The sequence below is a fragment of the Cryobacterium sp. GrIS_2_6 genome (assembly GCF_035984545.1).
Classification (GTDB): Bacteria; Actinomycetota; Actinomycetes; order Actinomycetales; family Microbacteriaceae; genus Cryobacterium.
Genome location: NZ_JAXCHP010000001.1, coordinates 2,430,189 through 2,444,101, shown reverse-complemented (window position 1 = coordinate 2,444,101; position 13,913 = coordinate 2,430,189). Strand labels below are relative to the sequence as shown.

The following is a 13,913-nucleotide window of genomic DNA, read 5'->3' as shown; positions in this document are numbered from 1 at the left end:
ACCGCACGCGAAGGAGCGACATGAGTCAGAACGAACCAGCCGTCACCGAACCGACGGTCTACAAGGGCCTCGCCGGAATCGTGGTCGACCGCACCCGCGTCTCCAAGGTCAACGACCTGTCGAACTCGCTGCTCTACCGTGGCTATCCGGTGCAGGAACTCGCCGCGCAGAAGAGCTTCGAGGAGGTCACCTACCTGCTCTGGAACGGCGAACTCCCGACGCCCGACGAGCTCGCCGCGTTCGAAGACGAGGAGCGGTCCCTCCGCCACCTCCAGCCCGCCGTGCGCCGCGTGATCGACGAGCTTCCCCTGACCGCGCACCCGATGGACGTCGTGCGAACCGCCGTGAGCCTGATCGGTGCCTTCGACCCGCAGGTCGACGACGCCTCACCGGAGGCGAACAAGGCCAAGGGCCTGCGGCTCTGGTCACAGATGCCCGCGATCGTCGCCTACGACCAGCGCCGCCGCCACGGGCTCGAGCCGATCGAACCGCGCGACGACCTCGGCTACTCGGCGAACTTCCTGTTCATGACGTTCGGCGAGGTGCCGGAACTCGTCGTCGTCGAGGCCTTCGACGTGTCGATGATCATGTACGCCGACCACTCCTTCAACGCATCGACCTTCACCGCGCGCGTGATCACCTCCACGATGAGCGACCTGCACTCGGCGATCACCGGGGCGGTCGGCGCCCTCAAAGGTGCCCTGCACGGCGGCGCCAACGAAGCCGTGATGCACACGTTCGAGCAGATCGGCCTCGGCGAAGGCTCCGGCGAGCGAGCGGATGCCTGGCTCAAGGAGACCCTCGACGCGCATCACAAGGTGATGGGTTTCGGCCACCGCGTCTACAAGCACGGCGACTCCCGGGTGCCGACGATGAAGACCGCGCTGCTCACCCTCGTCGAGCACTACCAGCGCCCCGACCTGATCGAGCTCTACGAGCGCCTCGCGGCGGGGATGAAGGAGCGCACCGGAATCCTGCCGAACCTCGACTACCCGTCGGGACCGGCGTACTACCTGATGGGTTTCGACACCCTGACCTTCACGCCCCTCTTCGTGGCCTCCCGGATCGCCGGCTGGACCGCGCACATCATCGAGCAGACTGCCTCGAACTCCCTGATTCGGCCGCTCTCGCTCTACGACGGGCACCCGGAAAGGCACCTGGCCGCTGAACCGGAACCCGACCTCCAACCGGCCGGTGACCTACCATTGGAAAATGGCATTCGAAGCAGACGACTCAGCAACTGACACGACCGGCATCCAGCGGGAAATCCTCGGCTGGGAGGACTTCGCCGCTGCCTCGCGGCAACTGGCCGTCGACGTGCTGTCGAGCGGATTCCACCCGGACGTCGTGATCGCGATCGCGCGCGGCGGCCTGCTGCTCGCTGGCGCGATGTCGTACGCGCTCGGCACGAAGAACTGCGGCAGCATCAACGTGCAGTTCTACACCGGGGTCGACGAACGCCTGCCCGAGCCCGTGCTCTCCGGTCCGATGCTCGACGCGCCGGCTCTTGCCGGACTCAGCGTGCTGCTCGTCGACGACGTCTCCGACTCGGGGCGCACCCTCGCGCTCGTACTGGCGATGTTGCGGGAGTCGGCTGCCGAGGTGCGCTCCGCGACCCTGTACACCAAGCCGCGCACGGTCCTCATTCCGGACTACACCTGGCGCGAGACCGACGACTGGATCGTGTTCCCGTGGTCGGCGCTGCCGATCGTCGACGCGCCAGAAGTGAGGGCCCTGCTCGCCCCCATCGTCGCGACCGTCGTCGCCCCCTCCGCAGTGGAGAATGTCGTCGTCGCGCCTGCCGTCGCGGGCGTCGTCGCATGAGCATCCACCTCGTCGGCGGCGGCCGGGCTGCCGAACACAGCGCGGCCCTGTTCGGTCCGTTCCTCGCCGAGGCGACCGTGCGTGCCACGGCCGCCGGTCGCGACGAACCCCGGATCGCGATCATCGCGGTGCGTGCGCCCGGCACCGCTGCTGTTGACGACGCTGTTGACGACGCCGCCCAGCACGCCGCGAAGCTCGCCGAGGCGCTCGGCACGGCCGGGGTCTTCGAGGCGAAGATCACCGAACTCACACTGAGCGACGCGGCGACCCTGCCCGCGATCGCGGGCGTCGACGGCATCGTCGTCGGCGGCGGGCTCACCCCCGCCTACCTTGCCGCGCTCACCCCGATCGCAGGCGAGATCCGCCGCCAGGTGTCCGCCGGCGTGCCGTACCTCGGCTACTCGGCCGGCGCCATGATCGCCGCAGAGCGTGCCCTCGTCGGCGGCTGGCGCCTGGGCGAGGTCGAGGTCAGCGCAGAAGCGGCCTCTGAAGGCCTCGACGAACTCACCATCCAGCCCGGCATCGGCCTGCTCGACGTCACCGTCGACGTGCACGCCGCCCAGTGGGGAACCCTGTCCCGCCTGATCGCCGCAACGGAAGCCGGCCTCATCGACGGCGGCCTCGCTGTCGACGAGAACACCGCGCTCATCGTCGGGGAAGGCGCCCTCCGCGTGGTCGGCTCCGGCAGCGTCTGGCGGGTCAGCCAGTCCGAGAACGGCGTGCTCGTCAGCACCTTCGGCGCCTAGGCCGTGATCGACCCGCCATCGATCGACCCGCCATCGATCGACCCCGGCTGGGCAGCGGCCCTCGCCCCCGCTGCGGGCGCGCTGGCCCAGGCGACCGGTTTCCTCGACGCGGAGTCGGCCGCCGGGCGACCCTGGCTGCCGGCGCCAGCGACCGTGCTGCGCGCCTTCCGCGAACCGTTCCGGGCGGTACGCGTGCTCCTTGTCGGCCAGGACCCGTACCCGACGCCGGGGCATCCGCTCGGCCTCGCATTCGCGGTCGACCCCGCCGTGCGGCCCGTGCCCCGGAGCCTCGTGAACATCGGCGCCGAGCTCCAGTCGGACGTCGGCGTCACCCTGCGCACCGGAGACCTCTCGGCCTGGTCGGCCCAGGGTGTGCTGCTGCTCAACCGGGTGCTCACCGTGCGCGCCGGCGAGCCGGGTTCGCACCGCGGGCACGGCTGGGAGGCCGTCACGGACCAGGCCATCCGTGCCCTCGTCGCCCGCGGCACGCCGCTCGTCGCGATCCTTTGGGGGAAGGACGCCGCGAGGCTGCGGCCGTTGCTTTCCGACACGCCCGTGATCGAGTCAGCGCATCCGAGCCCGCTGTCCGCGCGGCGGGGCTTTTTCGGGTCGAGGCCCTTCAGCCGCGCGAACGCGCTCCTCGCCGAGCAGGGCGCAGCGCCCGTCGACTGGACTCTCGGGTAATCTGGAAGTCCGTGGGAGGAGCCAGCCATGCTTGAAGAGGAATACCAGCCGCGCCGGCAGTTGCCCAGGCACCTGCGCCCGGCGCCGGAGACCGAGGCTCCATTCGAGTACTCGATGCGGGACGCGCTGATCACCGACCTGCCATACATCCGCGAGATCTACAACTACTACGTCGCCAACAGCACGGTCACCTTCGACGTCGACCCGATGACCCTCGCCGCCTGGCGCAGCAAGTTCTACTACCTCGGCAAGCTCGGCATGCCCTTCATCGTGGCCGTGTCCCCGGTCGGTCAGATCCTCGGCTACGCCCTCGTCACGCCGTGGAAAGAGAAGCGCGCGTTCCGCTTCACCGTCGAGAACTCGATCTACCTCGGAGCGGCCTCGACAGGCAAGGGCCTCGGCCGGGTGCTGCTCGGCGAACTCATCACGCGTTCCAAGGATGCGGGCCTCAAGGAGATCATCGCAGTGATCGCCGACCAGGGCGCCGACGCGTCGATCAAGCTGCACGTCGACTTCGGGTTCAAGGAGATCGGCCGGATGGGCAAGGTCGGCTTCAAGTTCGACCGCTGGCTCGGAACCGTGCTGCTCCAGAAAAGCCTGAAGTAACCCGTGACCGATCCGGAGGTCTCGTTCGAGCTGCCGCCTCGACACACCGTGCTGCGGTCCTTCGCTGGGCACCTCGAAGCGCCGCCGGAGACCGTGTTCGTGCGGCTCCTCGCGGCGCTGATGCCGGCACCGAGCGAGGGGACCGCCGCGATCAACCGGCATTTCCGGGCCGATCCCGCCGAGCGCCTGATCGTGGTGCAGGGGGACTGGTGGTACCGCGGTGAATACCGCGTCCTCGCAGAGGACCAGGGTTCGCTCGTGCAGTACGAGATCATCAACGTCGCCCAGGTGCTGCATGCCGCCGGTGCACTCACGGCCCGGTCGGAGCTCCGCGGCGCGCCCCGGGCGTTCCAGGCGCTGCTGACCACGGTCGGCGGCCCGCTCGCTCGCTGAGCCGCACTGCCCTGTCCGGGGCGCAGGTCACGGAGTGAGATTCAGCGTGGACTCGGGCCCTCCGAGAACGACGGCGAGCACGGATGCCCCGAGCCCACCGGCGAGGAGCAGCCCCGGGTGGGCGAGCCCCACGATCGTGGATCGTAAGCGCGGGCTGGTCCGCAGGAAGTCCTCCGGAACCGCGTGCGCCTCCGGCAGCTCGCGCCAGCCGCGCAACCGTCGCAGGAACCAGCTGCACCGTACGACGAGCGCCATCCACAGTACGACGACCGCGTACCAGCCGGGACCGGGCACCCAGGGGGAGAGAGGGCGTCTGAGGCGACCACGACACCCCAGAGGGCCAGTCAGGCCCAGCCCGCCAGCAGCGGATGCCGCACAAGCCACGCCGGCAGCATCCGCTCGAGCACCGCAGCCATGCGCACACTGGACTCGCGAGGCCTGCCGGCGCTGGGCGCTCGGCGCCCGGGGCTCGGTGCCTCGCTACTCGCGGAGCGCCGGGTGCGACGGCCACCAGAACCGGTCGCCGGTGAGGAACACGAGCGCGGGAACCACGAGGGTGCGGACGAGCAGGGTGTCGAGCAGCACGCCGAGGCAGACGATCACGCCGATCTGCGCGAGCGCGACGACCGGGAGCACCCCGAGTACAACGAAGACCGCTGCGATCAGGATGCCGGCGCTCGTGATCACCGCTCCGGTCGAGGAGAGGGCGCGCACCATGCCCTCCCGGGTGCCGTGCAGCCGGGCCTCCTCCCGCGCCCTCGTGGTGAGGAAGATGTTGTAGTCCACCCCGAGCGCGACGAGGAACAGGAACGCGAACAGCACGACGTTCGTATTGAACGCCGGGAAGCCGAGCAGGTTCTGGAAGATCAGGTTGGAAGCGCCGAGGCTCGCGAAGAACGTCGCGAGCACGCTCAGGATCAGCAGGACCGGCGCGACGAGGGAGCGGAGCAGCAGGGCGAGGATGCCGAAGACGATCGCGAGGATCATCGGCAGGATCAGGTCCTGGTCGCGCTGCGAACTCGTTCGGGTATCGAGGGCCGTCGCGTCCGTGCCGCCGACGAGGGAATCCGCGACCGCGCCGCCGGCATCCGCGTACGCGGTGCGCAGCGCGGTGATGGTCGTGAAGGTCGTCTCGCTGCCCGGGTCGCTCGAGAGCGAGAGGTTGAGCCGGGTGCGCCCGTTCGCGCTCTCGCCGGGCTGCACCGTGGCGACGCCCGCTGTCGCTGTGGCGAGGCTCGCGGCCTCTGGCGCCGAGGCATCCGGTGCGAGCACGATGGTCTGGCTTGTGAGCCCCGACGAGAACGAGGCGTCGACGACGGCCTGTGCCTGCACCGATTCGGGGTTGCCGAGCAGCTGGTCCGCCTGCGAGAGCCCGACGGATGCCCCGACCAGCCCGAGACTGAGGGCGCCGAGCCCGAGGGCAGAGGCGACGATGATCGCCACAGGGCGCCGGGCGACGCCGCGGCCGAGTCGGGACCAGAATCCGGTGTGCACGCGGAGCGACGCGGGGTCGTAGCGCGGCACGAACGGCCAGAACAGCCCGCGGCCGCAGACGACGAGGGCGGCGGGAAGGACGATCAGGGCGAACAGGATCGCGATGACGACACCGATCGCGCAGGCGAAACCGAGCGCGCGGTTGCCGGAGAGCTCGGCGAAGAGCAAGGTCAGCAGGCTCAGCGCGACAGTCCCTCCGCTGGCAGCGATCGCGGGGCCTGCGCTCCGCACGGCGATCCGCATCGCCTCGTTCCTGCTCTGGGTGTGCAGAAGTTCCTCGCGGTAGCGGGCGACGAGCAGCAGTGCGTAGTTGGTGCCCGCACCGAAGACGAGCACGGACTGGATGCCCGAAACGCTTGCGTCCAGGGTGATGCCGAACGGGCCGGCGAGGGCGCTCACGACGACGCCGGCGAGCCCGTCGGCCAGTCCGACGACCACGAGCGGCACGATCCAGAGCACGGGGCTGCGGTAGGTGATGATCAGCAGTACCGCGACGACGATCACGGTCACGAGCAGCAGCCGGAAATCGGCGCCCGCGAAGGCGTTGGAGATGTCGGCCTGGAACCCGACCGGCCCGGTCACGTACGGACTCAGGCCGGCGGGGAGGTGGCTCGAGGCGGCCGAGCGGATGTCCGCGGCCGTGCCCTTGACGTCGGCGCTGACGGCGGCGGCCTCGAGCGGCACGATGCTGATCGCCGCGAGCCCGTCGTCGCTGAACCGGGGCGTGGTCGCCCGCGGGGCGGTCGACAGTGCGCCGAGTTCGGCGGCCTGCGCGGTGATCGCGGCCTTGTCCGCCTCCGTCAGTGCGCTGTCCGCGCCGGTCGCATCGGCGCCACCGCGGTTCCAGACGACGATCGCGGAGGTCTGCTTCGCCGAGGGGAAGTCGGCGAGGAGGGCGTCGACCCTGGCCGCCTGGCTCGACGTGGGCAAACCGGAGGTCGGGAAGTCGTTCCCGGCGCTCTTCGGCAGCAGTGCGAACAGCAGTCCGACGGCGATGACGGCGCCGACGAGGACGACCCAGGCCGTGCGCCGACCCGTGATAATGCGCACAATCCCGAGCACTTTTCCTCCAATAGTCCTGATTGCTAAGTATCTTAGCAATATCAGGACTAGTATGGCGGTCATGGCAGAGCCTCGCAAGTCCCCGCGCCCGGCTAGTGCACCAATCGGTGCGCCGACCGGCGCCGTCCAACCGCTGGTCGGCGACAACGACATCGGCCTGCCTTATTCCGGCGAGATCGGCACGCAGCTGCGGGAATTCGTGGTGCTGTCCCGGGCGTTCGAGCGCCAGGTCGGCCAGGCCCTCGCGGTGAACCCGACCGACCTGTCCGCAATGGAACACCTGATCACGGCCGGTTCGCTCACGCCGAGCGAACTCTCCCGGCGGCTCGACATCTCGACGGCCGCGACTACCCTGGTGGTCGACCGGCTCGTCGCACTCGGTCATGCCCGGCGCGAGGCGCACACCTCGGACCGGCGGAAGGTCGTCGTCCTGCCCGCAGCGAAATCGGTGGAGAAGGCTGTCGGAGCGCTCATGCCGGTGATCGGGGGAGTCGCCACGGTCACCCGTGACCTCCCGGCGGAGGAGCGCGAGGTCATCGCTGGCTTCCTGTCGCGGGTGCTCGACGTCTACCGCGGCGCCCTCTCCGGCGGCGCCGATGGTGACGGCGACACCGCTCCCCGATCCTGACCCCCGCTTCCTGAACGTGCCGGGTTTCTGAACATACGTCTTTCTGAACATCCCGTGAATTGTTTTGAGGAAATCAAGACAACTGTTAGCGTGAGGGCATGACGACGACCGGGATGCCGAGCAAGAACCCGGGGTTCTCGCGGCCGGGCGAGCCCGGGCAGCTCGGCGACAGCATCCGCCGGTCGGGACTCAAGGTCACCGCGCCGCGCCTCGCCGTGCTTCGGGCCCTCGATGATTCCCCGCACGCGAGTGCCGAGCGGCTCTTCGCCGTGGTGCGGACCGAGTTGCCCGGCACGTCGCTGCAGGCGGTCTACGGCGTGCTCGCGGCCTTCACCTCGGCGGGTCTTACCCGCAGGATCGAACCGTCCGGGTCTCCCGCTCTCTACGAACGCCGGGTCGGCGACAACCACCACCACGTGATCTGCTCGCGCTGCGCCGCCGTGCGGGACGTGGACTGCTCCGTCGGCGAGGCGCCCTGCCTCGAGCCGAGCGACGCGGCCGGTTTCGCCGTGTACGCCGCGGAGGTCACTTACTGGGGGCTCTGCCCCGACTGCCAGGCCGCGGGCGCAGAGTCGCGTCTCCCGGCCGACCACCCACCCACTCATCCCTGACTTTCGCAGTGCACATGTAGTCGAACAAAGGAGCAGCATGACCACCGAGTCGATCAAGCCGACGACCACCCAGACCGGAACCCCCGTCGCGAGCGACGAGCATTCCCTCACCGTCGGGACGGACGGCGTCGCGGCCCTGCACGACCGCTATCTCGTCGAGAAGCTCGCGCAGTTCAACCGCGAGCGCATCCCGGAGCGGATCGTGCACGCCAAGGGCGGCGGGGCGCACGGCGTGTTCGAGGTCACCGGCGACGTGTCCGCGTACACCCGCGCCGCGGTCTTCCAGCCGGGCACGAGCACCGAGACGCTGCAGCGTTTCTCGAGCGTCGCAGGCGAGCAGGGCAGTCCAGACACCTGGCGCGACGTGCGCGGCTTCTCGGTCAAGTTCTACACGACGGAGGGCAACTACGACATCGTCGGCAACAACACTCCGGTGTTCTTCATCCGCGACGGCATCAAGTTCCCCGACTTCATCCACTCCCAGAAGCGGCTGCCAGGCTCCGGCTTGCGCGATGCCACGATGCAGTGGGACTTCTGGACCCTCTCGCCGGAGTCCGCGCACCAGGTCACCTACCTGATGGGCGACCGCGGCCTGCCGCGCTCGTGGCGCGAGATGCCCGGCTTCGGCTCGCACACCTACCAGTGGATCAACGCCGCCGGCGAGCGCTTCTGGGTCAAGTACCACTTCGCCTCCAACCAGGGCAACGTCGAGATGGAGGGCTCGGAGGCTGAGCTCATCGCCGGCGCAGACGCCGACTACTACCGGCGCGACCTTCACGACGCGATCGAGGCAGGCAACTTCCCGTCCTGGACCGTCTCGGTGCAGATCATGCCGTACGAGGACGCCAAGACCTACCGGTTCAACCCCTTCGACCTGACCAAGGTCTGGCCGCACGCCGACTACCCGCTCATCGAGGTCGGTGTGCACACGCTCAACCGCAACCCGCAGAATTTCTTCGCCGAGATCGAGCAGGCCGCGTTCTCGCCGGCCAACTTCGTGCCCGGCATCGCGGCGAGCCCCGACAAGATGCTGATGGCGCGCATCTTCTCCTACCCGGATGCCGCGCGATACCGGGTCGGCACGAACTACGCCGAGCTTCCCGTCAACGCCCCGCACGCTGCCCCGGTGAACAACTACTCGCAGGACGGCGCCGGCAGGCACCACTTCAACGCTCCAGAGGCCCCGAACTACGCGCCGAACTCGCTCGGCGGCCCGGTGGCCGACCCGCTGCTCGCGGGCGAGGGCAGCTGGGAGAACGACGGCGAGCTGCTCCGTGCCGCCGCCGTGCTGCGCAGCGAGGACAGCGACTTCGGCCAGGCCGGGACGCTCTACCGCGACGTGTTCGACGACGCGGCGAAGGCCCGCTTCCTCGACACCATCACGGGCGCGATCAGCGGCGTGCGGCGCCCAGAGGTCACCGAACGCGCGATCCGGTACTGGACGAGCGTCGACGCCACGCTCGGCGCTGCATTGCGCGCGAACCTCGCGACGTGGGCAGAGGCGGACATGCTTGCCGAGGCATCCGCGCAGTACTCGGATTAGCCCGGTTTTCGGACTAAGCGGGCGGATGCCGTAGCGGCTATTCGAGGGTGGGTGCGGCCTGGGCGGTCGCAGCCACCATCGCCCCGCTGCGTTCCCAGAGGGCTGCGGCGAGCGCCGGGTCGTATGCGAGCTTGTTCGCCTTCGCGACCAGGCGCTTGTCGTAGTACTCGCCGGAGATCCATTTGTCCAGGGGAGCCGTGGCGAGCCAGACCAGGGTGTCTGCGCCCTGCTCCGGTGTGAACAGCATCCGCTTGAGCGGGGTCTGGTAGATGAAGCGCATCACGCTCGTCGAGTTCGACGAGAAACTCGTCGCGACGACTCCGGGGTGGAACGCCGCAGTCGTGAGGCCCTGCTCGTGGTAGCGGTGGTGCAGCTCGCGGGTGAAAAGGATGTTGGCGAGCTTGGCGTTGCCGTAAGCCCGGTTGGGTGAATACTTCGTGCTCGCATCGAGGTCGTCGATGTCGAACCGGGCGTAGACGCTGTTCGCCACGCTCGCGGTGTTGATCACCCGGGCGTGGCTCTCCAGCAACCGGTCGGTGAGGAGCGTCGTGAGCAGGAAAGGCGCGAGGTGGTTGACCTGGAAGGTCTTCTCGTGGCCGTCGACGGTGAGGACCCGCTTGCCCATGATGCCGCCGGCGTTGTTGGCGAGCACGTCGATGCGCGGGTAGCGCTCGAGGAGCGTCGCGGCGAGAGAGCGCACCTCGTCGAGGCTGGCGAAGTCGGCGGTGAACGAGTCGGCGCCGAGCGGTGCTGCGACGGCGGCGGTCTTGGCCGTCGAGCGGCCCACGATGACGATGGATGCGCCCGTGCGGCTCAGCGCGCGGGCCGCGGCCGCGCCGATGCCGTCGCTGCCCCCGGTGATGATGATGGTGCGAGCGGACGGTGCGGATGCTTCGGACGTGTCGGTCATGACTTCCTCTTGGTCAGGTAGCCGCCCGTGTCCAGGCCGGCCTCGATTTCAAAACGGTTGGTGAGCGGGTTGCTGCCGGCCGCGCGGTAGAAGAGTGGGAACAGCATGCCGTAGCGCTGCCACTGCCGTTTGTGCACGGCCTCGTGTTCGAGGATCGCGTCGGAGACGTTGTCCCGGGTGAGGTAACAGCCGCCGACGCAGGACCCGCCGCGGCCGAAGGCCCAGTTCGGCAGGCCACGGAAGACGATCAGGCCGCCGCGCCGCTCGACGCGCCCGGTGCTGAGGAGCCCTCCCCAGACCAGCCCGACGGCCGTCGCATAGAGATACCCGGCCCTGCTGAGGGGGGAATCGAAGAGGATCCGGAGCATCACTCAAGCGTATGCCGCCTGACCGGCACTTAGAGTTAACCCCGTGCGAATTCGACTGCTGGGCGGACTGAGTGTCGAGCACGACGGACGGCAAGTTCCCGTCACCGGGTCGATGCAGCTCGCCGTGCTGTTCCGGCTTGCCGTCGACGCGGGAACGGCCGTGAGCTACCGGGCGATCTCCGAGGACGTCTGGTCCCGCGATGCGCCCGGGAACCAGCGGGCCGCCCTCCAGTCCATCGTCTCCCGGCTCCGGGCCCAGCTCCCTCCCGGCGTGATCGAGTCGACGGTGGGCGGCTACCGCCTCAGGGTCGCCAGGTCCGACGTCGACGCACTCCGTTTCGAAGACCTCGTCGCCGAGTCGGTTGCCGCGGCGGGGACCGCCTCGCCCGCGGATGCCCGGCGCCCCGCGATCGCGGCCCTCGCGCTCTGGGCCGGCGAACCCTGGATCCCGTCCCCGGACTTCGACTGGTTCCTCCGCGACCTCGCCCGCGACCGGGCCAGGGCACTCGAACTCGCCGCACCGGACGGAGCAGCCCCGGATCCCGTCGCACCCTCCGCGGCCGTCGCACCCTCCGCGGCCCGCGGCATCCCGGTGTCCCTCACCCGCCTCGTCGGCCGGGAGCGTGAACTCGCGGCGATCGAGGAGCAGCTCGCCGTGTCCCGGCTGGTCACGATCGTCGGAACCGGGGGAATCGGGAAGACGCGCCTCGCGCTCGAAACGGCCGCGGGCATCCGGGGTGCCGTGCTCGTCGAGCTCGCCCCGGTGGGCCCGGGCGAGGTGCTCGCCGCGGTGCTCGCAGCCACCGGGCGCGAACTGCGCACCTCGGACGCGCCCGTCGAGCCCGTCGGCAGCCTCGAGCGGGTCGTCGAGGCGCTGCTCGGACGCGCGGTCGTGCTCGTGCTCGACAATTGCGAGCACGTCATCGACGCGGCCGCGCGGCTCGCGGAGAGCCTGCTCCGCGCCCTGCCCGCACTGACGATTCTCGCGACGAGTCGTGAGCCGCTCGGAATCCCCGGCGAGTCCTTCGTCACCGTCGGGTCGCTGCCGCACCCGAGCGAGTCCGAACTCGAGGCCGCCATCGACACGCCGGACGGTCCGGGGTCGCCGGGCTCCCCGGAGCGCCTGCGCGAGTTCGCGGCTCTCGAGCTGTTCAGCCAGCGGGCCCTCGCCGCGCGGGGCGCCGGACTCTATACCGCGGAACTGGCCGGCGCCGCCCGGATCTGCGCGCGCCTCGACGGGCTGCCGCTCGCCCTCGAGCTCGCCGCGGCGAAACTCCGCACGATGACCCTCGACGAGGTCCTCGACGGCCTCGACAGCCGCTTCACCCTCCTCACCGGCGGATACCGCACCGCACTGCCGCGGCACCAGACCCTCCGCGCCCTGATCGACTGGAGCTGGAGCCTGCTCTCGCCGGACGAACGCACGGCGCTCGGCCGGCTCGCGGTGTTCCCCGCCGGGATCGACACCCGGGATGCGGCCGACGTCGCCGCCACGGCCGGGCTCGCCGGGGCATCCGTCTTCGAGAGCCTCGTGGACAAGTCGCTGCTGCACCGCGAACGCGGACGCTACCGGCTGCTCGAGACCATCCGCGAATATGGCATCGAACGGCTCGCGGAGGCCGGGACCCTCGCGGCCGAGCGCGCGGCACAGGCCGGATACATCGCGGCGCGGGCGGAGGCCGCCGATGCGCTGATGCGCGGGCCGCGGATCCGCGAGGCGATCGCGTGGTTCGACGCCGAAGACGACAATGTGACTGCGGCGCTCCGGTACACAACGAGCGCGCGTCTCGCCGAGCCCGCGGTCCGGGTCGCGCTCGCCTGCGTGTGGTACTGGGGGATCCGGGAGCGGAGGGACGAGCTCGGCGCCTGGCTCGGCGCGGTGAGCGAGCTGGCCGCAGAGGTCGACAGCGATGAAGCACGCGCCATTGTGCTGTTCACGCCGGTCGTCCGGGCCTTCTCAGCAGAGGAGGCCAACCCCGATGCCGCTCGTGACCCGGCACTCGTCCCCGAGGCGCTCGCCGAGGCCGCACGGCGTGCGTTCGACGCGTGGGCGCAGGACCCGCCGGGGAAGGGCGGCGACCTGATGCAGCTCGCCTTCCCGCTCCTGTCCGCGTTCCGGACCTCGTTCGGCGAGGAGGGCTGGATGCTGCGGGTGCGGATCCCGAACGGCGAGGAACTCGGCCTCGATCCCTGGCCCGCGGCCATGCTTCACGTGATCCGGGCCGCCACGGCGCAGAACCGCGGCGACATCACCGAGCTCGGCGAGGCATCCGCCCACGCCGTGCGCGCGTTCGAGGCGATCGGCGACCTCTGGGGCCTCGCCCTCGCTCAACAGATGCGCGCGGAGTGGTTGAGCCTGCAGGGGCGCCTCGAGGAGGCGCTCGACGTGACGGACGCGTCGACCGCGAACATGAGCCGCATCACCTCGAGCTGGGACCTCGCCCAGCAGCAGGCGCTCGCCGTGTCGATCATGCTGCGGCAGGGCAGGCTCGCGGCGGCGCGGGAGCGCGCGGATGAGCTCCTCGCCGGGGCTGCGGAGTCCGGAAACATCTTCACTGTGATCCAGGCCGAGGCCGTCGCGGTCGTACTCGACCTGAACGACCGGGACGCGGGAGCCGCGAGCGCCCGGCTCGCCAGGATCGAGGACCTCGCCTCCGGCTGGCCGAACATGCCCGCCCAGCTCGTCGCCATGATCGGGGTGCGCCGCGCAGAACTCGAGCTGCTCCAGGGCGACGCGGATGCCGCGGAGCGGGCCATCCGGGTGGCCGCCGGTGCCGCGATCGCGAGCCTCGACCACCCCGTGATCGGTCAGGTCGCACTGAGTCTCGGCAGCCTCGCGCTCGCCCGCGGACAGGTCGAGGAGGCCGTGCGGGCGCTCGACCTCTCCTCGGCGATCATCGGGGCATACGACCGCCTCGAACCGCGAGCGATCGCGATCGAACAGGCTGCCGCAGCCCACGGCATCGACCGGGCGACGCCGGCGCCATCCTCGCGCCCGCACGCCCTCGCGACCCTCCGCGCCCTGATCGACCCCGCCGGCTGAT

14 protein-coding genes are annotated in these 13,913 nt (G+C 70.2%); 10 read left to right on the top strand and 4 right to left on the bottom strand.

Features of this window, described 5'->3' with window-relative positions:
* Nucleotides 1-20 precede the first annotated feature (20 nt).
* From RCH22_RS12065 to RCH22_RS12040, 6 genes are read left to right on the top strand one after another with little or no spacing between them, the layout of a single operon-like run.
* On the top strand, nucleotides 21-1,244 hold the full coding sequence (locus tag RCH22_RS12065; RefSeq protein WP_327014176.1) for a bifunctional 2-methylcitrate synthase/citrate synthase: 1,224 nt from the start codon (nucleotides 21-23) through the stop codon (nucleotides 1,242-1,244).
* Complete coding sequence (locus tag RCH22_RS12060; RefSeq protein WP_327014175.1) at nucleotides 1,213-1,824, top strand: phosphoribosyltransferase; 612 nt, start codon at nucleotides 1,213-1,215, stop codon at nucleotides 1,822-1,824. The genes RCH22_RS12065 and RCH22_RS12060 overlap by 32 nt, the downstream gene beginning before the upstream one ends.
* Nucleotides 1,821-2,570: a Type 1 glutamine amidotransferase-like domain-containing protein gene (locus tag RCH22_RS12055; RefSeq protein ID WP_327014174.1), complete on the top strand. Its 750-nt coding sequence runs from the start codon at nucleotides 1,821-1,823 to the stop codon at nucleotides 2,568-2,570. Before RCH22_RS12060 ends, RCH22_RS12055 begins: the two co-directional genes overlap by 4 nt.
* Nucleotides 2,571-2,573: 3 nt before the next feature.
* Nucleotides 2,574-3,254 (top strand): uracil-DNA glycosylase, encoded by a 681-nt coding sequence (locus RCH22_RS12050; RefSeq protein WP_327014173.1) that lies wholly within the window; start codon nucleotides 2,574-2,576, stop codon nucleotides 3,252-3,254.
* 27 nt (nucleotides 3,255-3,281) lie between these two features.
* Nucleotides 3,282-3,860 carry an N-acetyltransferase family protein gene (locus tag RCH22_RS12045; protein WP_327014172.1) on the top strand — a complete coding sequence of 193 codons (579 nt, stop codon included), beginning with the start codon at nucleotides 3,282-3,284 and terminating at the stop codon, nucleotides 3,858-3,860.
* 3 nt (nucleotides 3,861-3,863) lie between these two features.
* Complete coding sequence (locus RCH22_RS12040; RefSeq protein WP_327014171.1) at nucleotides 3,864-4,253, top strand: hypothetical protein; 390 nt, start codon at nucleotides 3,864-3,866, stop codon at nucleotides 4,251-4,253.
* A 27-nt stretch (nucleotides 4,254-4,280) separates the two neighbouring features.
* On the opposite strand, the gene RCH22_RS12035 is transcribed toward RCH22_RS12040, so the two are convergent.
* Both RCH22_RS12035 and RCH22_RS12030 read right to left on the bottom strand, forming a co-directional pair.
* Nucleotides 4,281-4,547 (bottom strand): hypothetical protein, encoded by a 267-nt coding sequence (locus tag RCH22_RS12035; RefSeq protein ID WP_327014170.1) that lies wholly within the window; start codon nucleotides 4,545-4,547, stop codon nucleotides 4,281-4,283.
* Nucleotides 4,548-4,733: 186 nt separating this feature from the next.
* Nucleotides 4,734-6,809: an MMPL family transporter gene (locus tag RCH22_RS12030; RefSeq protein ID WP_327014169.1), complete on the bottom strand. Its 2,076-nt coding sequence runs from the start codon at nucleotides 6,807-6,809 to the stop codon at nucleotides 4,734-4,736.
* A 61-nt stretch (nucleotides 6,810-6,870) separates the two neighbouring features.
* Between RCH22_RS12030 and RCH22_RS12025 the strand changes: the two genes are divergently transcribed.
* From RCH22_RS12025 to RCH22_RS12015, 3 genes are all read left to right on the top strand, one after another.
* Nucleotides 6,871-7,437, top strand: a complete 567-nt coding sequence (locus RCH22_RS12025; protein ID WP_327014168.1) for a MarR family transcriptional regulator — start codon at nucleotides 6,871-6,873, stop codon at nucleotides 7,435-7,437.
* 113 nt (nucleotides 7,438-7,550) lie between these two features.
* Entirely contained in the window at nucleotides 7,551-8,048 is a 498-nt protein-coding gene (locus tag RCH22_RS12020) for a Fur family transcriptional regulator (RefSeq protein WP_327015520.1), read from the top strand.
* A gap of 37 nt (nucleotides 8,049-8,085) precedes the next feature.
* Nucleotides 8,086-9,591 (top strand): catalase, encoded by a 1,506-nt coding sequence (locus RCH22_RS12015; RefSeq protein WP_327014167.1) that lies wholly within the window; start codon nucleotides 8,086-8,088, stop codon nucleotides 9,589-9,591.
* A gap of 37 nt (nucleotides 9,592-9,628) precedes the next feature.
* Here the strand turns inward: RCH22_RS12015 and RCH22_RS12010 are convergent, their stop codons facing one another.
* Nucleotides 9,629-10,501, bottom strand: a complete 873-nt coding sequence (locus RCH22_RS12010) for an SDR family NAD(P)-dependent oxidoreductase (RefSeq protein WP_327014166.1) — start codon at nucleotides 10,499-10,501, stop codon at nucleotides 9,629-9,631.
* Nucleotides 10,498-10,869 (bottom strand): Fe-S oxidoreductase, encoded by a 372-nt coding sequence (locus RCH22_RS12005; RefSeq protein WP_327014165.1) that lies wholly within the window; start codon nucleotides 10,867-10,869, stop codon nucleotides 10,498-10,500. The genes RCH22_RS12010 and RCH22_RS12005 overlap by 4 nt, the downstream gene beginning before the upstream one ends.
* 43 nt (nucleotides 10,870-10,912) lie before the next feature.
* Between RCH22_RS12005 and RCH22_RS12000 the strand changes: the two genes are divergently transcribed.
* On the top strand, nucleotides 10,913-13,912 hold the full coding sequence (locus tag RCH22_RS12000; RefSeq protein ID WP_327014164.1) for a hypothetical protein: 3,000 nt from the start codon (nucleotides 10,913-10,915) through the stop codon (nucleotides 13,910-13,912).
* Nucleotide 13,913 lies beyond the last annotated feature (1 nt).

Excerpts from the sequence above, each read along its gene's own strand:
- RCH22_RS12065 (WP_327014176.1), top strand. The coding sequence starts at position 21 with ATGAGTCAGAACGAACCAGCCGTCACCGAACCGACGGTCTACAAGGGC.
- RCH22_RS12060 (WP_327014175.1), top strand. The coding sequence starts at position 1,213 with ATGGCATTCGAAGCAGACGACTCAGCAACTGACACGACCGGCATCCAG.
- RCH22_RS12055 (WP_327014174.1), top strand. The coding sequence starts at position 1,821 with ATGAGCATCCACCTCGTCGGCGGCGGCCGGGCTGCCGAACACAGCGCG.
- RCH22_RS12045 (WP_327014172.1), top strand. The coding sequence starts at position 3,282 with ATGCTTGAAGAGGAATACCAGCCGCGCCGGCAGTTGCCCAGGCACCTG.
- RCH22_RS12025 (WP_327014168.1), top strand. The coding sequence starts at position 6,871 with ATGGCAGAGCCTCGCAAGTCCCCGCGCCCGGCTAGTGCACCAATCGGT.
- RCH22_RS12020 (WP_327015520.1), top strand. The coding sequence starts at position 7,551 with ATGCCGAGCAAGAACCCGGGGTTCTCGCGGCCGGGCGAGCCCGGGCAG.
- RCH22_RS12015 (WP_327014167.1), top strand. The coding sequence starts at position 8,086 with ATGACCACCGAGTCGATCAAGCCGACGACCACCCAGACCGGAACCCCC.
- RCH22_RS12010 (WP_327014166.1), bottom strand. The coding sequence starts at position 10,501 with ATGACCGACACGTCCGAAGCATCCGCACCGTCCGCTCGCACCATCATC.
- RCH22_RS12005 (WP_327014165.1), bottom strand. The coding sequence starts at position 10,869 with ATGCTCCGGATCCTCTTCGATTCCCCCCTCAGCAGGGCCGGGTATCTC.